Genomic DNA, 17,897 nt, shown 5'->3' with positions numbered 1-17,897 from the left:
TCCTCGATCCTATTCCCGTGCGCTGGTGCGGATTCGCGCGAGCAGCTGCAGCGCGGTGGCCAGTGCCCGGATATCGGCGACGCGGACCGTCGCGGCCGTCTCGCCGCCGCCCACCCGGATGCCGAGATCGTCCGGGCCCAGACTGGCCAGGGCGTCTTCGTCGGTGACGTCGTCGCCTGCGAACAGCACGGCCGTCGCGCCGAGCCGCCGGCGGAGGGTAGCCACCGCCGAGTCCTTGCCTTCGTGGCGGAAGGAGTACTCGACGATGTTGTGGCCGGTGCGCCGCCGCCAGTGCGGCGCACGCTGATGGACGAGCCGGTCCGCGGCATCCCTCGCGAACTGCGCGTCCTCGGCGCCGGCCAGACGAGTGTGGATGCCGAAGCCGAAGGTCTTGGGCTCGACCCACACCCCGTCCAGGTGCGCCAACCCGGCCGTCATCGCCTCGCGCAGCTCGTCCCGGAGGCCATCGGCCTCCGGGACGAACTCGATCGCGACCGTGTCCTCGCCGGGAACCCAGAACTCGGCGCCGTGCGAACCGGCCAGATGCACCGGCGAATCCTCGACGTGCTCGGCGATCTCTCGCAGATCGTGGAGGCTGCGCCCCGAGACGAATGCCACCGGCGTGTCCGGGATGGCGGCCAGCGCCGCGACCGCGGCGGCCGCCTCGGGCAGTGCGCGCGCCTTCATCGGCTCGTCCTCGAGCGGGGCGAGCGTGCCGTCGAAGTCGAGGGCCACCAGCAGGCGCTCGGATGCCGCGATCCTGCGCAGCGCGTCTTCGATCGCCGCCGGGTCTTCGAGTGCGCTCATCGGTCGGTCTCCGTAGTGCTGCGGAACTGCGCCAGCGCGTCCAGGAACTCGCGCGACCAGTCCTCGACACTGTGCTCCAGCACGCGTCGGCGTGCCGCCCGCATGCGGCGTCCCTGCTCGGCCGCCGGCATCTCCACCGCCCGCATCATCGCGTCCTTGAGCCCTTCGATGTCGTGCGGGTTGACCCGCACGGCGGTGCCCAGCTCGTCCGCCGCCCCGGCGAACTCGCTCAGGATGAGCACGCCCCGGTTGTCCACCCGCGATGCGACGTATTCCTTGGCCACCAGATTCATGCCGTCACGCAAGGCGGTCACGAGCATCACGTCGGCGGCGAGGAACAGCGCGACCATCTCTTCGCGCGGGTAGGCCTGGTGCAGGTAGCGGATCGCGGTGTGACCCATCGTGTCGAAGTCGCCGTCGATGCGGCCCACGGTCAGTTCGATCTCGTCGCGCAGCTGGATGTACGCCGCGACGCGTTCGCGGCTGGGACTGGCCACCTGCACCAGCGTGGTCTCCTCGACGTTCAGGCGCCCTTCGGCCAGCAGCTCGCCGTAGGCCTTGAGCCGGTGGCTGATCCCCTTGGTGTAGTCCAGCCGGTCCACGCCGAGGAAGATCCGCTTCGGGTTGCCCAGCGTTTCGCGGATCTCGCGCGCGCGGGCCTTCACATCCTCGCGATGGGCGAGCTCGATGTACGAGGACGCGTCGATCGAGATCGGAAAGGCCTTGGCCAGCGCCACGCGCGTGGTGCCGTCGCCGCGAGGCACCGAGATGCCGGACGCCTTGGTGTCGTAGCGGAGCTGGCGGCGGACCGCGCGGGCGAAGTTGCCGGCATCCGCCACCCGCTGGAATCCGATGACGTCCGCGCCGAGCAGTCCTTCCAGCACCTGGCGCCGCCACGGCAGCTGCGAGAACAGGCCGTATGCCGGGAACGGGATGTGGTGGAAGTAGCCGATCGTGACGTCCGGCCGCATTTCGCGCAGCATCTTCGGAACCAGCTGCAGCTGGTAGTCCTGCACCCACACGATCGCGTTCTCGGCCGCCGCGTTCGCGGAGGCCTCGGCGAAGCGCTGGTTGACGCGGACGTACGCGTCCCACCAGACGCGGCTGTAGCGCGGCTCGGAGATGACGTCGTGGTACAGCGGCCAGATGGTGTCGTTCGAGAAGCCCTCGTAGTACAGCTCGACGTCCTCCGCGGTGAGCTTCACCGGGACCAGGTGCGTTCCTTCGAAGTCGAAGGGCTCCGCGTCCAGATCGGGCTGGCCGGCCCAGCCGACCCACGCGCCGTCGGCCTTCTGCATCACCGGCTCCAGTGCGGTGACCAGACCACCGGGTGAGCGCCGCCATGCGTCCGCGCCCTCATCGTCGACGGTCCGGTCCACGGGCAGTCGATTGGCGACGACGACGAACTCTGCCTTGGTCACGAGGCTCCTGACGGTTGACGAGACGCTGGACTTCCAGGTTACCGTCCGGCACCGGCCCATCCGGCGCTGGCGGGTGAGGCGGGGGATGTCAAGAGGCGGCAGGATTTTCGGCCGCGCGCTAGCGTGGGGGCATGCGCAAGTATCTGTTCGGCACCGGCATCCTCACCGCGATCACCGGCGGCATCACGCTGCTGCGCGGCCTGCGAGAGGACGCCCCGTTCACCTGGCGCACCGCCCTGGGGTGGCTCAGCTGGGGCATCACACTGGCTCTGGCGATCGGCGCGATCGTGGACACCCGGCGCGCGTCGCACGGCGCCGTCATCGCCGCCGACTCCCCCGTCCACGGCAAGGAGCAGAAGCTGCTCAAGAAGCAGCTGCGGCGGTAGTCGCGAGCGGGATCTCGTACTGCACGAAACCCGAGTGATGTGCGGAAGACTCCAGCCGCGTCAGCGGGTCAGGATCAGGGCGTCGCCCTGCCCGCCGCCGCCGCACAGGGCCACGGCCGCGGTCCCGCTGCCGCGACGCAGCAACTCGTGCACCACGTGCACCACGAGTCGGTTGCCGGACGCGCCGATCGGGTGTCCGATCGCGATGCCGCCGCCGTGGATGTTCACCACGTCCTCAGCGAGCCCCAGTTCGCGCTGCGAGCGGACGACGACCGCACCGAACGCCTCGTTGATCTCGACCAGGTCGAGATCGGCGGGGCTGATCCCCTGCTTCCGGCATGCCTTCTCGATCGCCCGCGCGGGCTGCGCGTGCAGCGAGTTGTCCGGTCCCGCGACCTGACCCGAGGCACCGACCACGGCCAGAACCGGCCAGTCGTTGGCATCGGCATGGGAGCGGCGGGTCAGCACGACCGCGGATGCGCCGTCGGAGATCTGCGAGGAGTTGCCGGCGGTGATCGACCCACCCTCGGCGAACGCGGCGCGCAGTCGGCCGAGGGTCTCCACCGTCGTGTCCGGACGGATCCCCTCGTCGGTGCTCACGACGAGCGGATCCCCTTTGCGCTGCGGGATCTCGACCGGCACGATCTCTGCATCGAACACGCCGGCCTCGGTCGCCGCGGCGGCGCGCTGATGCGAGCGGGCGGCCACGGCATCCTGCATCTCACGGGTGACGTCGAAACGCTCGTTGTGGCGCTCGGTGGAGGCGCCCATGCTCTCGCGGTCATACGCGTCGGTCAGCCCGTCGTACGCCATGTGGTCTAGCACCTCGACCGAGCCGTAGGCCCAGCCTTCGCGGGAGTTCATCAGCAGATGCGGCGCGCGCGTCATCGACTCCATGCCCGCCGCCACCACCACGGTGGCGTCACCGAGGGCGATCATGCGCGCTGCGTCGATGATCGCCGTCAGTCCGGACAGGCACACCTTGTTGACGGAGCCGGAGTGAACGTCCCAGGGGATGCCGGCGCCGACCGCCGCCTGACGCGCGGGGTTCTGGCCGACTCCGGCGGGCAGGACCTGTCCGATCAGCACCGCGTCGACGGCGTCCGGGGCGATCCCGCCCTGCGCGAGGGCTCCGCGGATCGCGGCGCTGCCCAGCTGCACCGCGGTGAGCGCAGCCAGCTGACCCTTCAGCCTGCCCTGCGGGGTGCGGGCGGCAGCGACGATGACGACGTCCTCGGTGTTCATGCGTCCACCTTAACCGCGGTGGTGGTGAGGTGCTCCGAGACGGTCAGCGGCGGTTCCGTGGCCGCGATCACCTCGTCCACGCTCACGCCGGGCGCGGTCTCGACCAGCACGAGCCCGGCCTCCGTGACGTCGATCACGGCGAGGTCGGTGATGATGCGGTGCACCACGCCCTTGCCGGTCAGCGGCAGGGAGCAGGAGTCCACGATCTTGGCCGAGCCGTCTCTGGCTACGTGCTCCATCAGCACGATGACCTTGCCCGCGCCGTGCACCAGATCCATCGCGCCGCCCGGGCCCTTCACCATCTTGCCGGGGATCATCCAGTTCGCCAGGTCGCCGGTGGCCGAGACCTGCATGGCTCCGAGGATGGCCGCATCGATCTTGCCGCCGCGGATCATGCCGAAGCTCGTGGCGGAGTCGAAGAAGGCGGCGCCGGGCAGGGCGGTGACCGTCTCCTTGCCGGCGTTGATCAGGTCCGGATCCACGTTCGCCTCGGTCGGATAGGGCCCCACCCCGAGGATGCCGTTCTCGGACTGCAGCACCACCGTCACGCCGTCCGGCACGAAATTGGGCACCAGCGTGGGCAGGCCGATGCCGAGGTTGACGTACGAACCGTCGCTCAGTTCGGCGGCTGCGCGGGCAGCCATCTCGTTGCGGCTGAGAGCCATGTCAGTTCCCTTCCGTCGTCGTGACGGTGCGGCGCTCGATGCGCTTGTCGATGCCGGTGCCCACCTCGAGCACGCGGTGCACGTAGATGCCGGGCAGATGGACCTGGTCCGGGTCGAGCTCGCCGGGTTCGACGAGCTCCTCGACCTGCGCGATGCAGACGCGCCCGGCCATCGCGGCCAGGGGGTTGAAGTTGCGGGCGGACTTGTTGAAGACGAGGTTGCCGTAGCGGTCACCGCGCAGGGCGTGCACCAGCGAGAAATCCGTCTGGATCGCCTCCTCGAGCACGTATTCGCGGGGCTCGCCGGACACGTCGAGGATGCGCACGTCCTTCACCGGCGACGCGATCGCCACTCCCCCCTGACCGTCGTAACGGCGCGGCAGGCCCCCCTCGGCGACCTGGGTGCCCACACCGGTCTGCGTGTAGAACGCGCCGATTCCGGATCCGCCCGCACGCAGCTTCTCCGCGAGCGTGCCCTGCGGCGTGAGCTCCAGCTCGAGCTCTCCGGAGAGGAACTGCCGCTCGAACTCCTTGTTCTCTCCCACGTACGACGAGGTCATCTTGCGGATGCGCTTCGCGTTGAGCAGGATGCCCAGGCCCCAGTCGTCCACACCGCAGTTGTTGCTGACGATGCTCAGGTCGGTCGTGCCCTGCGCCAGCAGCGCCTCGATGAGGGCGATCGGATTGCCGGAGAGCCCGAAGCCGCCGACGGCCAGCGATGCGCCGTCCGGGATGTCCGCGACCGCGACTGCGGCGGAGGCGTAGGTCTTGTCGATCACGTGCGACTCCTGTGTCTGGGTGAACTCTTGCCTCCATCCTGCGCTCCGCAGCCCACGGCAGCCACGACCGCTGTTGCCATGTGGATCACGCACCGCATAGTGTCCATATCGTGGACACCATGCGGGATCGGTCGGTCCCCGGCGCGCAGTCCGTGGCGCGCGCGGCACGTCTGCTGCGCCTGGTCACCGGTGCCGGTGAGGGCGGACTCAGCGGTGCGGAGCTCGCCCGCCGCGCGGACCTGACCCGCCCCACGGCCCACCGCCTGCTCGCCGCGCTGGGCCAGGAGGGGCTCGTCGACCAGGACGAGCGGACCGGACGGTGGATGCCGGGCCCCGAACTGTACCTGATGGGCTCGGTCGCGGCATCCCGGTACGACATCACCGGCATTGCGCGCGATATCGTGCGCTCCCTCGCCGTGCGGACGGAGGAGAGCGCGTTCCTGTCGGTGCGTCGCGGCGACGAGACGGTGTGCCTGCTCCGTGAGGAGGGCAGCTTCCCGATCCGCTCGTTCGTCCTGTCCGAGGGGGTGCGCTTCCCCCTGGGGGTCGCATCGGCGGGCCTGGCGATCCTCGCCTTCCTTCCGCCCCACGATGTGGACGCCTATTTCGAGCGGCATCCCGAGCTGTCCGGCAGATGGGGCGCCGCGCATGGCGAGCAGCGGCTGCGGACGCGCCTGCGCGAGACCCAGGAGCGCGGGTACGCGCTCAACCCCGGGCTCATCGTCGAGGGCAGCTTCGGTCTCGGCGCGGCGGTGTTCACCCGCGAGGGGCATCCGCAGTGGGCGTTGAGCCTGACCGGAGTGCAGTTCCGCTTCGGGCCGGACCGGCTCGCGGACCTGGGGCGCACCCTGCTCGCCCACGCCCACCAGCTGACCACGCGGGTCGCAGCCAGCTCGCGCTGAACCTCAGCGCGAAACGGAGGACGAGGCGACCTGGACCTGGTCGCGGACGACGTCGGCGACCGCATCCGCCCCGCGCTCGGACAGCACGACGGTGTAGTGATTGACGTCGGGCACGGCGGTGTGGACCAGCGCGGGGTACGCGCGCAGCAGCTCCGGGAGGCGTTCGGCGGCATACAGCGCCGGCAGCTGATCCAGCAGCCCGCGCTCGGCGGTCAGCAGCACGGTGGGATGCCGCATCCGGGCCAGCGCCTGGCCGATCGCCGCCCCGGTGTTCTGGTCGATCGAGTCCTCCTCGAGCGTCGCGTAGCTGGTGGCCGGGCGCAGCTCCGGCTCCTCGCCGACGAGGTCGTAGGCGAGGTAGGCCTCCAGCTGGGGCGTCCAGTCGCGCGAGAACGCCGGATGCGCGCGCCAGAAATCAAGGTAGGCCTCCACCGTGGCGAAGCGCATCGCCAGCCGTTCTGCGGTGGGTCCGAGGACGAGCCGGATCACCTCGTCAGTGGGAAGCTCGTCCGGCACATCCAGCGGGAGCCCGCCGTCGACCAGGACCAGTCGGGATATCCGCTCCGGGTACCGCTCCCCCAGCACCAGCGCGACGAAGGCGCCCATGGAGTGGCCGACCGCCACGGCGCGGTCCACGCCGAGAGCGTCGAGCACGGCGAGCAGGTCGCGCGCGTGCGCGTCCAGCCCTGCCGGGCCGATCAGCGCGTTGCTGCGGCCTCGACCGCGCAGGTCCGGGGCGATCACGCGGGCGAACGGCAGTCGCGCCGCGACCAGCGGCCAGGACAGGTGGGATGCGGTCACCCCGTGGATCAGCAGGACGACGGGCGCGGCATCCGCCGGTGTGCCCTCGGGTTCCCAGATGGCCACGTGCAGATCGCCGCCGGCCACGGCGACCTCCGCCGTGCGGTAGCGGCTCATCGCGCCGTCCATCCGCCGTCCATCGTGTAGGAGGCGCCGGTGACCATTCCGGCGTTGTCGGAGACGAGCCAGCCGACCAGCGATGCGACCTCCTCCGGTTCGATCAGGCGCTTGATCGCGTTCTCGGTCAGGAGCACCTTCTCCAGGACCTCGTCCTCGGGGATGCCGTGCACGCGCGCCTGGTCGGTGATCTGATGCTCGACCAGCGGAGTGCGCACATACGAGGGGTTGATGCAGTTGCTCGTGACGCCGTGCGACGCGCCCTCGAGCGCGGTGACCTTCGACAGCCCTTCCAGACCGTGCTTGGCCGTGACGTACGCGGACTTGAACGCACTGGCGCGCAGCCCGTGTGCGCTGGAGACGTTGATGATCCGCCCCCAGCCCCGGCGGTACATTCCGGGCAGCACCGCGCGGATGAGCAGGAAGGGGGATTCCACCATCAGGCGCTGCATCAGCCGGAAGGTCTCCGGGTCGAACTCCGGAATCGGGCTCACGCGCTGGATGCCGACGTTGTTGACGAGGATGTCGACGTCGAGTGAGAGGTCCTCCAGCTCCTTCGTCTCGGCCAGGTCCACCAGCCAGGGGTCGCCGCCGACCCCGTCCGCGATGGACTCGGTGAGGTAGACATGGTGATCGGCGACGATGACGTGGGCACCGCGGGCGGCGAACTCCTGCACGCACGCGAGCCCGATGCCGCTGGCACCGCCTGTGACGAGGGCCCGTTTGCCCGCCAGATCCTGATCCGTCATAGCTGCGTCTCCCCTGTCTCGGATGTCATCGTGTTCGGACGCGGCGCGAGGGCGTTGTCGATGAACCTCATCATGTCGTCGAATACCTTCGGATCCAGAACCGAGGGCGGTTTTCCCGCCGTGTCCCGCTCCCACAGCAGGAAGCGCATACCGATCAGCTCGCCCATGCCCATCAGCGCCCACGCGGTCACCTCAGGGTCCAGCGCGCGGTCCACGTCACCGGTCGCCTGTGCGGCACTCAGCCCGGCCTCGTAGCCTTCGACGATGCGCGTGTAGTGAAGGCGGAGCGTCTCCGGGGAGACGAACTCGGCCTCGCGGACCACGCGGTACAGAGCCGGGTGCTCGGCGGTGAATCGGAAGAACCCCGTGAAGCCCGCCCGCTCGGCCTCCAGTCGCGAGGATGCTCCTGCCATCGCCTCGGACATGGAGTGACGCACGCGGCGGTTCAGATCGATCACCAGCGCCTCGAAGATCGACTGCTTGCTGTCGAAGTACAGGTAGAACGTGCCCAGGCCGATCCCGGCGCGCTCGGTGATCTTGACGATGGATGCCTCGTGGTAGCCCTGCTCGGCGAAGACGACCTCGGCGCTCTCGAGCAGTCGGCGACGGGTCGCCTCACCGCGTTTGGTCAGCGGCCGTCCGGTCGCGGACGAGACCGGCCTCGCCTCACTGCGCTCATCGGGAATCGTCATACCGTGCACCTTCCACGAGCTCTCGGGCACGCTCGCGCAGTCGCGGACGTGCCAGTTTCTCGATCGTGGAGCGCGGCAGCGCCGTCACGATCTCCACGTGCACCGGGATCTTGAACGCGGCGAGGTTGCGACGGGCGTGGGCGAGCACCTCGTCCACCGAGAGCACTGCACCCGCGGTGGGGACCACGAACGCCACACCGCGCTCCCCCCATACCGGGTCGGCGACACCGACCACGGCAGCGCTGTCGATCAGCGGATGCAGGCACAGCGCGAGTTCCACCTCGGCGGGAGCGACGTTCTCGCCGCCGGAGATGTAGATGTCCTTGATGCGGTCCACGACGCGGAAAACTCCGGAGGAGCTGCGGTGGACCAGGTCGCCGGTTCGCAGCCACTCACCGGCCATCGCCGTCGCGGTCGCCGCCTCATCCTCCAGATAGCCCGCGAACACGCTCGGCCCCCGAACCCACAGCTCACCGGTGGCCTCTCCCTCCAGCGGCAGCAGCGACTCCGGGTCGGCGATCAGCACTCCGACGTGCGGGTAGGGCCGCCCGACCGCGCCCGGATGCGCCGCTGCCTCGTGCGCGGGCAGGTGCAGCACGTTCGGCGCCGCCTCGGTCAGTCCGTAGCCCTGCGTCAGCGACAGGCCTCGCGCCGCCCAGGCGTCGTGCAGCTCTGGCGGCACCGTCGCGCCGCCGACGAGTGCCAGACGAAGGCAGGACACATCCGTGGCCGCCCACTCGCGGTCGGCGGTGAGCATCGCGTACTGCGTGGGCACGCCCATCATGGCCGTCACCCGCCGGTCGCCGATCAGCTGTAGCGCCCGCGCCGGCTGGAACGAGCGCTCCAGCACGACGGTGGCACCGATCCACCAGGCCAGCAGCGGCTGGCAGTTCCACGCGGCGACGTGGAACTGCGGGAGCATCGCCAGGACGACGTCGTCCTGGGTCAGCGGCAGCGCCTGCCCGAGCGCCAGGTTGTTCCAGAAGCAGTTGGCGTGGGTGAGCACGACGCCTTTGGGGGCAGCTTCGCTGCCCGAGGTGAAGATGATCAGCAGCGGGTCATCGTCGCGGACGTGCCGCGTCGGACGCGCCCCGCGCGGCAGGGGCACGGCCCCCTCGACGCCCGTGGAGCCCAGGGCGGTGACCGGCGGGGTCTCCTCCAGCCCGCGGAGCGCCTCTGCGGCAAGCGACGCGTACTCGTCGTCGACGAGCACGAGCGCCGGGTCGGTGCGACGCAGCAGGTCGCCCAATTCGCGCGCTGTCAGCCGCCACGACAGCGGCACGAACGCGACCCCGGCGAGCGCACAGGCGAAGAACGCCACGACATGGTCGATGGAGTTGCCCGAGATGGTCGCCAGCCGCGAGCCCGGGCCGTAGCCGACGCGGCGCAGTCCGTCGGCCAGGTCGACGGCCCGCGCCGCGAGGCCGGCATAGTCGATCGTGACGCCGCGGTCATCGATCGCGATGCGCGCGGGCGACTGCGCGGCGCGGTCGGTGAGCCAGCGCCCGATCGTGTGCGACCCGTCCTGTCCGGCCATGCCCCCGCTCATACCCGTACCTCAGCGGGGACCTCGGTATCGGCATCCGAATCGTCGATGCTCTGCAGCGACAGGCGCACGCGCTCGCCACGGCGGCGACGCCACCACGCGTCGATCGTGCCGGCGATGCCGCCCGGCAGGAACATGACCACGAGGATGAACAGCACGCCGAGGAGGAAGAGCGGCTCGGACAGCGGGATCCGCAGGACGTCGGGAAGGCCGGCGACAGCCTCCGAGCCGGCGACCACGGTGAGGCGCTGGTCCAGCAGCGTGTACAGCACGCCCCCCACGATGGCACCCCACCGGAAGCCCACGCCACCGAGGACCACCATCACCAGAATCGTGATCGTCAGGTCGGCCGAGACCGCGCGGGGCACTGTCCCGGACTGCAGCAGCATGTACGCCACTCCGGCCAGGCTCGCCAGCACGCCGGCGATCACGAAGACCAGCAGCTTCGCCCGGTAGGGGCGCAGACCGAGCACGCGGACGCGCTGCTCGTTCTCGCGCGTGGCGCGGGCGAGGTGACCGAGCCGGGAGGTGTCGACCCAGAGCGTGACCAGGTAGACGATCACCAGGACGGCCAGCGCGAACCAGTACAGGTTGCGGGTGTTCACCACCCCGACCAGCAGGTCGGGAACCTGCTCGGTGTTCAGGCTGAGCCCCTCTTCGCCGCCGGTGATGCCGGAGTTGCGCCGCACCAGCACCGATCCGGCCTGCGCGAAGGCGAGCGTCACCATCGCGAACGGGATGCCGGAGACCCGCATCGCGACCGCGCCGGTCGCGAGGGCTATGCCCATGCCGCCGATCAGCGCGACGAAGATGCCGGGAAAGAGCGGGACACCGAAGTGCTCGAGCGCGATGCCCAGGCCGTAGGCGCCGGCGCCGAAGTACAGTGCGTGGCCGAAGGACAGCATCCCGGCCGATCCGAGGAGCAGGTTGTACGACAGCGCCAGGGCGGCGAACACCATGCACAGCGACAGCAGGGCGAGGGTGCCCGGCATATAGGTGGGGGTGGGCAGGATGCCGGGGATCGAGATGTTCAGCAGCGGCAGCACGGCCATGAGCACGACCAGCGCGGCGCCCAGGCCGAACGGAAGCCAGCGGCGCATCATGCCTTCCTCCCCAGAATGCCCGACGGTCGCACCAGCAGCACGAGCGCAAGGAGGATGACGACGATGAAATCGCCCGTCCCGTTGAGATAGGTGTTCGCGAACTGCTGCAGGATCGCGACGAGCACCGAGGCGATCGCCGCGCCGGCGAGCGAACCGAGCCCTCCGATCACCGTGACGATGAACGCGAAGATCAGCAGAGTCGAGCCCAGGTGGGCCGAGACGAACGTCGTGTAGTGCATCGCGAGGACCCCGCCGATGCCGGCCGCCCCACCGCCGATAGCGAAGACCAGGGTGAAGGAGCGCCGCACGTCGATGCCCAGCGCGGTCACCATCGCCCGGTTCTCCACCCCGGCGCGGATGATCATGCCGTAGCGGGTCTTCTGCAGGAAGATCACCAGTGCGCTGAGTACGAGCAGCGCGGCGATCATGAGCACCCAGTAGGTGTTCGGAATGCGGGCGCCGAGCACCTCGGTGGTCTGCTTGAGCCACGGCGGGCCGGCGATGTTGACCGGATCTGTGCCCCAGATCCCCTCGAAGAGCGCGACCGCGGCGAAGGACAGCCCGACGGTGACCAGGACCTGCTCGATGTGGCGTTCGTACAGCGGCCGGATCAGCACGAGCTCGGTGACCGTCGCGAACACCGCCCCGACCAGAGCGCCCACGGCGATGGAGAGCAGGAACGACAGCCACGACTGCGTGCCGAGTGCCTGCGCGACAAGCCAGCCGATGAACGCGCTGAGGGTCAGGAACGCGCCGTGCGCGAAGTTCAGCACGTGCATGAGCCCGTAGATGAGGCTGAGGCCCGAGGCGACCAGGAAGTAGAGGGCGCCGAGGCCCACGCCGGTGATGAGGGTGAGGACGAGCATGCTCATGCGGTGCCCTCCTCTGCCGGGTGCGGGACGGTTTCGGCGTGCACCCCGAGCAGTCGGCGGGTCAGGGCGTCGTCGTCGAGGATCTCGCGCGCACTGCCGGTGTGCACCACGCGGCCACCGGCGATCACGACCGCGCCGTTCGCGAGGCGCCGCACGACGTCGAGGTTCTGCTCGACGAGCAGGATCGGGACGATCTTGGACGCCTCCGCCAGAGCGTCGGTCACTTCGGCGACGACGCGCGGAGCGAGCCCTTTCGTGGGCTCGTCGACCAGGAGCAGCTGGTTGTCGTTCAGCAGGGCGCGGGCCACCGACACCATCTGCTGCTGACCTCCGGAGAGTGTGCCGGCCATCTGGTCGCGGCGCTGGACGAGGTCCGGGAACAGCGCGTCGACGTAGTCGCGGCGCGGGTTGCGCTGCCGTTCGGCCAGTGCCAGGTTCTCGGCGACCGTCAGCTTCGCGAACACCTCCCGGTCCTCGGGCACGTAGCCGACGCCGCGCTGCACGATCCGGTGCGTGGGGAGGCCGTCGATGCGCTCTCCGTCGAGCGTGATCTCGCCGCGACGGGTGATCAGCCCGAGTATGCCGCGCAGCGTCGAGGTCTTGCCGACTCCGTTGCGACCGAGGACGGCGGTGATCCCGGCTGCCGGAACCGAGAACGTGACATCCTCCACGACCTGCTGGCCGGCGATCGAGCAGCGCAGATGGCGCACCTCCAGGATGCTGCCGGGCAGAGGATTTGCGGAGGTCACGCCGCCGCCGTCCCGAGGTACGCGCTCTGGACGAGCGGGTTTTCCATCACGTTCTGCGGGGTGTCGTAGGCGATGATGCTGCCGAAGTACATCACCGCGACCTTCTGCACCAGTCCCATCAGCACGTCGATGTGATGCTCGACCATCAGCACGGTGCACCCGTTCTCGCGCTGCATGTCGCGGATGTTCTCGACCAGACCTGCGACGTCACCGGAGCCGACGCCCGCCATGGGTTCATCGAGCAGGACGATGCCGGCGTTGGTCACCAGCAGCACGGCGATCTCGAGCTTGCGCTTGTCGCCGTGCGAGATGTCGCCGGCCGCGTGGTCGAGTTTGTGGGTGAGCCCGACGGCCTCGAGCTTGGCCCGTGCCAGATCGGTGGCGGCATCCGTGCGCCGGGGGAATCGCAGCAGCGAGTAGTCGCCGCCGAGGGAGACCTGCGCGGCGAGTCGCACGTTCTCCAGGACGCTGAGTCGCGGGAACAGGCTCGACGTCTGAAAGGTGCGCCCCAGTCCCGCCCGCGCCCGCGCAGGGACGGACGCTGAAGTGATGTCGTCACCGTTCATCAGGACGCGTCCTGACGTGGGCTTGATCAGGCCGGAGATCACGTTGAACAGTGTGGTCTTGCCGGCGCCGTTGGGGCCGATGACCCCGACGAGCGAGCCGGCGGCGACATCGAGCTCGACGTCCTTGAGGATCGTCGCACCGCCGATCTGCAGGCCGAGGCCCTCGATCTTCAGCGCGGACGGGATGGGGGTGCTCATCTCGTGCCTGCGGCGCTACTTGGCTTCGGCAGGAGCGACCGCTGCGGCGTCCGCCGTGTCGACCAGCTCGGCAACGAACGTGCCGCCGTCGGCGACGAGTTTGGTCTGGTACATCTCCTGGATCAGGGCGTGGTCGCCGACGCGCACCTCCATCGCACCCTTCGGCCCGTCGAACTGGAAGCCCTCCAGCGCCGCGATCATCGCGTCGACATCGCCCTTTCCCTCCCGGATGGCGTGCACGATCATGAGGGCGGCGTTGAAGCCGTCAGGGCTGAACAGATCCACCGCCCCGCCGGCGTCCTCGATGAGCTCGATCATCGCCGCGTTCACGTCGTTGTCGTTGGCACCGGGGAAGTAGTGGTTCAGGAAGCTGATCTTCTCGGATGCCTCGCCGTAGGCGCCGAACGTCGCGGCGTCGCCGAGACCGGTCACGACGGGGATCTCGTCCAGCACGCCCTGCTGGCTCATCGCCTGCCACATCGCACCGGATGTCGCACCCGCCCATGCCACGAAGACCAGATCGGGACTGCCGGCGAGCACCTGCTGGGCGAAGGGCGTGAACTCCGTCACGTCTTCGGCGACCAGCACCGAGTTGACCGTGGCGCCCTGCGCTCCGAGAATCGCCTGGACGGCGGCTTCGTTGCCCTGTCCGAAGGCGTTGTTCTGAGCGAACACGGTGATCGTCTTGCCCTCGATGTCATCGAGGAAGGTTCCTGCGGTCGCGACGTCCTGCGCGCTCTGGCGGCCGGAGCGGAACGTGTACTCGTTGATGCCGGTGATGGCGTCGGCGGCGGCCGGGCCCGAGACGAAGAGCACTTTGTTCTGCGCGGCCTGCTCTGCGACGGCCAGGGCGACCCCCGATGAGGCGCTGCCGGCGATGATCGTGACGCCCGCTCCGATGAGCTCCTTGACTGCGGTGACCGCCTTGTCGGGATCCCCGGCGTCGTCCTTGTACTCGACGGTGATCGCGGTGCCGTCCACCTCGTCGGTGCCCTCCGTCGCGTAGTCCAGTCCGGCCTTGAAGGCGTCCAGATACTGCTTGCCGTACCCGGCGAGGGGTCCGGTCTCGCTCGTGACGATGCCCACCGTGATCTCGGCGGGGCCGCTCGGCGTTTCGGACCCGTCGCCGCCCGGGGCGGAGGCCTGCGGCGCGCAGGCGGCCAGGACGAATGCCGCGGCGGTGACCACGGAGCCCAGGAGCAACTTCTTCGTAACCCGCATGTGCGTGCCTTTCACCATCGGAAGGGAATACATGAAACCTGATTCAGGTACTCGTAACCTAGGAACACGGAGGGCGCGCTGTCAAGGGGCGATCCCTGTGGGAGCACGGCGCTGCGCGGGGCGGCGGGCGGGCTAGGTCGCCGCCGCCGCCGTCTTGCGCCGGCGGACCTTGTCGCCGCCCGCCTTGGGCGCGTCGACGCCGACGTCGAGAAGGGGCTGACCCCGATCGGTGGACCAGATGGCTCCGAGCCCGCGGTCGCCGTGCTGCGAGGCGCGCACCGCCCGTTCGTCGGCCCAGCCGTTGAGGCGGTGGCCGGCGTGCCCCCGGACGTGCTCGAAGGTCACGTCCGGTATCCCTGCCGCGCGCCGGCCATCGCGGGCGTCGATCAGCGCACGCAGGATGTCCGCGTTCTTGGTCGGCTCCCCCGTGCTGGTCTTCCAGCCCCGTCGCGCGTGCGCGTCCATCCAGGACCGGTAGGTGTTGATGGCGTACATCGAGTCGGCCTGGATGTGCAGTTCCGCCAGGTGCGCGTGGTCGCGAATGGCGTAGAGCACCGCGAGGAGCTCGCCGATGTTGTTCGTGCCGGCCTCGAGGGATCCGGCCGCCCAGCGCCCGTCCTCACCGACCCACGCCCATCCGGCCGGGCCGGGATTGCGCATGCACGCGCCGTCCGTCGCGACCGTGTACCTGCTCATGACTGGTCCTCCCGGTGCCGCACCCGTGCCGGCTCGCCATGCCGGACTGACATCGCACGGACCTCGCTACCATCCAGCAGAACAGCCCCGGAACCACTGGCGAGTGGATTCCGGGGCTGATCCGTGCACCCCCTGGGACTTGAACCCAGAACCCACTGATTAAGAGTCAGTTGCTCTGCCGATTGAGCTAGAGGTGCATGATTCGCGAGGGCGAACCGAGGCTAAACATTACCATCACGATTGCGTCACTCGGAAATCGGGTGGGCTGCGGCCGGTATCCTGGACACCGTGACCTCGCCATCCGCTTCGGTGTCCTTCCGCGCACCCTTCGACGGGGATCTGCGCGAGGATCTGACCCTCGCGCTGCAGATCGCGGATGCCGCGGACGCGGTGTCGATGGCTCGATTCGACGCGGCCGACCTGGACGTGCAGCTCAAGGCCGACGCGTCCCACGTCACCGAGGCCGACCTGGCCACCGAGCGGGCGATCCGCTCGATCCTGGAGACCGAGCGCCCCGACGACGGCGTGTTCGGCGAGGAGTACGGACGCACCGGCGACTCGAGCCGGCAGTGGATCGTCGACCCGATCGACGGCACCGCGAACTATCTCAAGGGCATCCCGATGTGGACCACCCTGATCGCTCTCTCGATCGACGGCGTGCCCCGGGTCGGCGTGGCCAGCCAGCCCGCTCTCGGCCGCCGGTGGTGGGCGGCGACCGGCCTCGGTGCGTGGACGAACACACCGGAGCGCACCCCGCGCCGACTGGCCGTCTCATCGGTCGGCGCGATCTCCGACGCGAGCGCCAGCTTCCAGAGCATTCGGCAGTGGGACGAGGCCGGACAGCTGGACGCGCTGGTGCGCCTGTCCCGTTCGGTGTGGCGCGATCGCGGCTACGGCGATACCTGGCCCTACATGCTGCTGGCGGAGGGGCGCCTGGAGTTCGTCGCCGAGTTCGGCGTGCAGGAGTACGACATCGCCGCCCTGGTGCCGATCATCACCGAAGCCGGCGGCCGTTTCACCTCCTATGCCGGCGAGGACTCCATCGCAGACCGGTCATCGCTGGCCACCAACGGTGTGCTCCACTCCGCATTCCTGGACCTGCTGGGCGCCACCTCGGAGTCGAGGAGCACGCCATGAGGCGCCGTCGCTCGCTCCTGGGCGGTTCGGTCATGATCGCGGCCGCGCTGCTGGTGGCGAGCGGGTGTGCGAGCACGCCGCCCGCACAGCCGGAGACGTCCCAGACCCCGGCCCCGGCACCGACGTCACCGACACCGACGCCCGAGACCGAGGCTCCGCCGACGCCGGCGGAGGACCCGACGTGCGAGACGATCATTCCGGACCAGACCGTCACGGATTTCGAGGCCGTCGGCTGGACCGCGCGGGCCGAGCCGTTCCGCGTCGGCGAGCTGGAGCTGCCCGAGGGCGTCCAGTGCATCTGGGGTGATTTCTCGACCGCCACCGACCACGTCCAGATCTACGGCTGGGCGCCGATCACGGCCAAGCAGGCCGCGGATGCGCAGAAGTATCTGAAGGACGCGGGCTGGCGTGTCGAAGAGTCAGCCGAGGGAGTGATGCTCACCGAGAGCGCGGACACCACCGTCGCGACCGACGCAGACGGCTACGGTCTGACGTACCTGTTCGGCGACGAGTGGGTGAAGTACGCCGACACCAAACAGGGCCTTCTGCTGGTGGTGTGGCCATTGCCCTGATCTGAGTCCGCCCTGATCTGAGTCCGCCCCACCCGGTTCAGCTAGACCCGAGGCGCGGCCACGACGACCACGTTGTCGGCATAGCGTCCCGTGGAGCTGTCGAAGGCTCCCCCGCACGTGATCAGCACGAGCGCCCTGGTGCCCACACGGGCGAAGATATCGTCCGTGGGCAGGTCCTGCTTGGGATAGTAGGTCACCGACACCACGTCGTAGACGGCCGCCGCACCGTCCCCTCCCAGCACGGTCACTTCGCTGCCGGGTGCCAGTCCGCGCAGCTCGGCGAAGGGCCCGATCGGATACTCGGGGGCGTCGATGTGGGCGGAGATGACCGTATTGCCGTCCGGGCTCCACGGATCCGACCCGAACCGGTACCACCCGGCGATCGCGGGGTTCTCCGGCAGCTCCATGAAGCCGCCGGCCTCGACTCCGACTGGGATCACCTCGATGTCGATCCCGGCAGCGCCGATCTGGACCCGCACGGGCGGGACGGCCTCACGAACAGGGGCAAGGGTGCTCTGCGCGATCGGGACGTCGACAGCGGCTGTCGGGGCGGGGGTGGGCACGGCCGACGGTGTCGGTGGCGCGGGTGCGCCCGCCCCGGTGGGGGCCGGGGCGGGCGCGCACGCGGAGAGCGCGAAGACGAGCGCAACGGGTGCGATCAGTCGTCGTAGCAC

General features: G+C 69.7%; 20 protein-coding genes and 1 tRNA gene. 4 read left to right on the top strand and 17 right to left on the bottom strand.

What is annotated here, in order from left to right:
• Positions 1 to 9: 9 nt before the first annotated feature.
• Complete coding sequence (otsB, locus tag QNO12_RS06545; RefSeq protein ID WP_257501969.1) at positions 10 to 807, bottom strand: trehalose-phosphatase; 798 nt, start codon at positions 805 to 807, stop codon at positions 10 to 12.
• Positions 804 to 2,228 carry an alpha,alpha-trehalose-phosphate synthase (UDP-forming) gene (locus QNO12_RS06540; RefSeq protein WP_257501968.1) on the bottom strand — a complete coding sequence of 475 codons (1,425 nt, stop codon included), beginning with the start codon at positions 2,226 to 2,228 and terminating at the stop codon, positions 804 to 806. Before QNO12_RS06540 ends, otsB begins: the two co-directional genes overlap by 4 nt.
• Before the next feature lie 131 nt (positions 2,229 to 2,359).
• Between QNO12_RS06540 and QNO12_RS06535 the strand changes: the two genes are divergently transcribed.
• The gene (locus QNO12_RS06535; RefSeq protein WP_257501967.1) at positions 2,360 to 2,614 is read left to right on the top strand and encodes a hypothetical protein; all 255 of its coding nucleotides are present in this window, start codon (positions 2,360 to 2,362) and stop codon (positions 2,612 to 2,614) included.
• Between the two features lie 60 nt (positions 2,615 to 2,674).
• Here QNO12_RS06535 and QNO12_RS06530 read toward each other — a convergent pair whose 3' ends face one another.
• Genes QNO12_RS06530 through QNO12_RS06520 form a run of 3 tightly spaced genes read right to left on the bottom strand, consistent with a single transcriptional unit; the run spans position 2,675 to position 5,302 of the window.
• On the bottom strand, positions 2,675 to 3,859 hold the full coding sequence (locus tag QNO12_RS06530; RefSeq protein WP_257501966.1) for an acetyl-CoA C-acetyltransferase: 1,185 nt from the start codon (positions 3,857 to 3,859) through the stop codon (positions 2,675 to 2,677).
• Complete coding sequence (locus tag QNO12_RS06525) at positions 3,856 to 4,524, bottom strand: CoA transferase subunit B (RefSeq protein WP_257501965.1); 669 nt, start codon at positions 4,522 to 4,524, stop codon at positions 3,856 to 3,858. The genes QNO12_RS06530 and QNO12_RS06525 overlap by 4 nt, the downstream gene beginning before the upstream one ends.
• A 1-nt stretch (position 4,525) precedes the next feature.
• Positions 4,526 to 5,302, bottom strand: a complete 777-nt coding sequence (locus QNO12_RS06520) for a CoA transferase subunit A (protein WP_257501964.1) — start codon at positions 5,300 to 5,302, stop codon at positions 4,526 to 4,528.
• A gap of 119 nt (positions 5,303 to 5,421) precedes the next feature.
• Here QNO12_RS06520 and QNO12_RS06515 point away from each other — a divergent pair, with 119 nt between their 5' ends.
• A complete protein-coding gene (locus QNO12_RS06515) occupies positions 5,422 to 6,204 on the top strand; it encodes an IclR family transcriptional regulator (RefSeq protein ID WP_257502225.1) in 783 nt (260 codons plus the stop codon).
• A 3-nt stretch (positions 6,205 to 6,207) separates the two neighbouring features.
• Here the strand turns inward: QNO12_RS06515 and QNO12_RS06510 are convergent, their stop codons facing one another.
• The 11 genes from QNO12_RS06510 to QNO12_RS06460 all read right to left on the bottom strand — a co-directional run bounded on the left by QNO12_RS06510 (position 6,208) and on the right by QNO12_RS06460 (position 15,711).
• Complete coding sequence (locus tag QNO12_RS06510; RefSeq protein ID WP_257501963.1) at positions 6,208 to 7,122, bottom strand: alpha/beta hydrolase; 915 nt, start codon at positions 7,120 to 7,122, stop codon at positions 6,208 to 6,210.
• On the bottom strand, positions 7,119 to 7,871 hold the full coding sequence (locus tag QNO12_RS06505) for a 3-hydroxybutyrate dehydrogenase (RefSeq protein WP_257501962.1): 753 nt from the start codon (positions 7,869 to 7,871) through the stop codon (positions 7,119 to 7,121). The genes QNO12_RS06510 and QNO12_RS06505 overlap by 4 nt, the downstream gene beginning before the upstream one ends.
• The gene (locus QNO12_RS06500; RefSeq protein WP_257501961.1) at positions 7,868 to 8,563 is read right to left on the bottom strand and encodes a TetR/AcrR family transcriptional regulator; all 696 of its coding nucleotides are present in this window, start codon (positions 8,561 to 8,563) and stop codon (positions 7,868 to 7,870) included. The genes QNO12_RS06505 and QNO12_RS06500 overlap by 4 nt, the downstream gene beginning before the upstream one ends.
• Positions 8,547 to 10,112: a class I adenylate-forming enzyme family protein gene (locus QNO12_RS06495; RefSeq protein WP_257501960.1), complete on the bottom strand. Its 1,566-nt coding sequence runs from the start codon at positions 10,110 to 10,112 to the stop codon at positions 8,547 to 8,549. Before QNO12_RS06495 ends, QNO12_RS06500 begins: the two co-directional genes overlap by 17 nt.
• Positions 10,109 to 11,212, bottom strand: a complete 1,104-nt coding sequence (locus tag QNO12_RS06490; protein WP_257501959.1) for a branched-chain amino acid ABC transporter permease — start codon at positions 11,210 to 11,212, stop codon at positions 10,109 to 10,111. Before QNO12_RS06490 ends, QNO12_RS06495 begins: the two co-directional genes overlap by 4 nt.
• Complete coding sequence (locus QNO12_RS06485; protein ID WP_257501958.1) at positions 11,209 to 12,084, bottom strand: branched-chain amino acid ABC transporter permease; 876 nt, start codon at positions 12,082 to 12,084, stop codon at positions 11,209 to 11,211. The genes QNO12_RS06490 and QNO12_RS06485 overlap by 4 nt, the downstream gene beginning before the upstream one ends.
• The gene (locus QNO12_RS06480) at positions 12,081 to 12,833 is read right to left on the bottom strand and encodes an ABC transporter ATP-binding protein (RefSeq protein WP_374761019.1); all 753 of its coding nucleotides are present in this window, start codon (positions 12,831 to 12,833) and stop codon (positions 12,081 to 12,083) included. Before QNO12_RS06480 ends, QNO12_RS06485 begins: the two co-directional genes overlap by 4 nt.
• Entirely contained in the window at positions 12,830 to 13,597 is a 768-nt protein-coding gene (locus tag QNO12_RS06475; RefSeq protein ID WP_257501957.1) for an ABC transporter ATP-binding protein, read from the bottom strand. Before QNO12_RS06475 ends, QNO12_RS06480 begins: the two co-directional genes overlap by 4 nt.
• Positions 13,598 to 13,612: 15 nt before the next feature.
• Positions 13,613 to 14,818 carry a substrate-binding domain-containing protein gene (locus QNO12_RS06470; protein ID WP_257502223.1) on the bottom strand — a complete coding sequence of 402 codons (1,206 nt, stop codon included), beginning with the start codon at positions 14,816 to 14,818 and terminating at the stop codon, positions 13,613 to 13,615.
• 132 nt (positions 14,819 to 14,950) lie between these two features.
• Complete coding sequence (locus tag QNO12_RS06465; RefSeq protein ID WP_257501956.1) at positions 14,951 to 15,514, bottom strand: ribonuclease H family protein; 564 nt, start codon at positions 15,512 to 15,514, stop codon at positions 14,951 to 14,953.
• A 124-nt stretch (positions 15,515 to 15,638) separates the two neighbouring features.
• Positions 15,639 to 15,711, bottom strand: a tRNA-Lys gene (locus tag QNO12_RS06460).
• A gap of 91 nt (positions 15,712 to 15,802) precedes the next feature.
• Between QNO12_RS06460 and QNO12_RS06455 the strand changes: the two genes are divergently transcribed.
• Both QNO12_RS06455 and QNO12_RS06450 read left to right on the top strand, forming a co-directional pair.
• A complete protein-coding gene (locus tag QNO12_RS06455) occupies positions 15,803 to 16,651 on the top strand; it encodes an inositol monophosphatase family protein (protein WP_257501955.1) in 849 nt (282 codons plus the stop codon).
• A complete protein-coding gene (locus QNO12_RS06450) occupies positions 16,648 to 17,223 on the top strand; it encodes a hypothetical protein (RefSeq protein ID WP_257501954.1) in 576 nt (191 codons plus the stop codon). Before QNO12_RS06455 ends, QNO12_RS06450 begins: the two co-directional genes overlap by 4 nt.
• Before the next feature lie 41 nt (positions 17,224 to 17,264).
• On the opposite strand, the gene QNO12_RS06445 is transcribed toward QNO12_RS06450, so the two are convergent.
• A complete protein-coding gene (locus QNO12_RS06445; protein WP_257501953.1) occupies positions 17,265 to 17,897 on the bottom strand; it encodes a class F sortase in 633 nt (210 codons plus the stop codon).

Origin of the sequence: Microbacterium sp. zg-B185 (assembly GCF_030246885.1) — a bacterium.
Classification (GTDB): Bacteria; Actinomycetota; Actinomycetes; order Actinomycetales; family Microbacteriaceae; genus Microbacterium.
Note: the sequence above shows the minus strand (reverse complement) of the source record. Positions and strands in the feature narration are given on the sequence as shown.

What these genes read in the sequence shown, in the direction of transcription:
- otsB (WP_257501969.1), bottom strand. Translation starts at nt 807, where the DNA reads ATGAGCGCACTCGAAGACCCGGCGGCGATCGAAGACGCGCTGCGCAGG.
- QNO12_RS06535 (WP_257501967.1), top strand. Translation starts at nt 2,360, where the DNA reads ATGCGCAAGTATCTGTTCGGCACCGGCATCCTCACCGCGATCACCGGC.
- QNO12_RS06530 (WP_257501966.1), bottom strand. Translation starts at nt 3,859, where the DNA reads ATGAACACCGAGGACGTCGTCATCGTCGCTGCCGCCCGCACCCCGCAG.
- QNO12_RS06525 (WP_257501965.1), bottom strand. Translation starts at nt 4,524, where the DNA reads ATGGCTCTCAGCCGCAACGAGATGGCTGCCCGCGCAGCCGCCGAACTG.
- QNO12_RS06515 (WP_257502225.1), top strand. Translation starts at nt 5,422, where the DNA reads ATGCGGGATCGGTCGGTCCCCGGCGCGCAGTCCGTGGCGCGCGCGGCA.
- QNO12_RS06510 (WP_257501963.1), bottom strand. Translation starts at nt 7,122, where the DNA reads ATGAGCCGCTACCGCACGGCGGAGGTCGCCGTGGCCGGCGGCGATCTG.
- QNO12_RS06505 (WP_257501962.1), bottom strand. Translation starts at nt 7,871, where the DNA reads ATGACGGATCAGGATCTGGCGGGCAAACGGGCCCTCGTCACAGGCGGT.
- QNO12_RS06500 (WP_257501961.1), bottom strand. Translation starts at nt 8,563, where the DNA reads ATGACGATTCCCGATGAGCGCAGTGAGGCGAGGCCGGTCTCGTCCGCG.
- QNO12_RS06495 (WP_257501960.1), bottom strand. Translation starts at nt 10,112, where the DNA reads ATGAGCGGGGGCATGGCCGGACAGGACGGGTCGCACACGATCGGGCGC.
- QNO12_RS06490 (WP_257501959.1), bottom strand. Translation starts at nt 11,212, where the DNA reads ATGATGCGCCGCTGGCTTCCGTTCGGCCTGGGCGCCGCGCTGGTCGTG.
- QNO12_RS06485 (WP_257501958.1), bottom strand. Translation starts at nt 12,084, where the DNA reads ATGAGCATGCTCGTCCTCACCCTCATCACCGGCGTGGGCCTCGGCGCC.
- QNO12_RS06475 (WP_257501957.1), bottom strand. Translation starts at nt 13,597, where the DNA reads ATGAGCACCCCCATCCCGTCCGCGCTGAAGATCGAGGGCCTCGGCCTG.
- QNO12_RS06470 (WP_257502223.1), bottom strand. Translation starts at nt 14,818, where the DNA reads ATGCGGGTTACGAAGAAGTTGCTCCTGGGCTCCGTGGTCACCGCCGCG.
- QNO12_RS06465 (WP_257501956.1), bottom strand. Translation starts at nt 15,514, where the DNA reads ATGAGCAGGTACACGGTCGCGACGGACGGCGCGTGCATGCGCAATCCC.
- QNO12_RS06450 (WP_257501954.1), top strand. Translation starts at nt 16,648, where the DNA reads ATGAGGCGCCGTCGCTCGCTCCTGGGCGGTTCGGTCATGATCGCGGCC.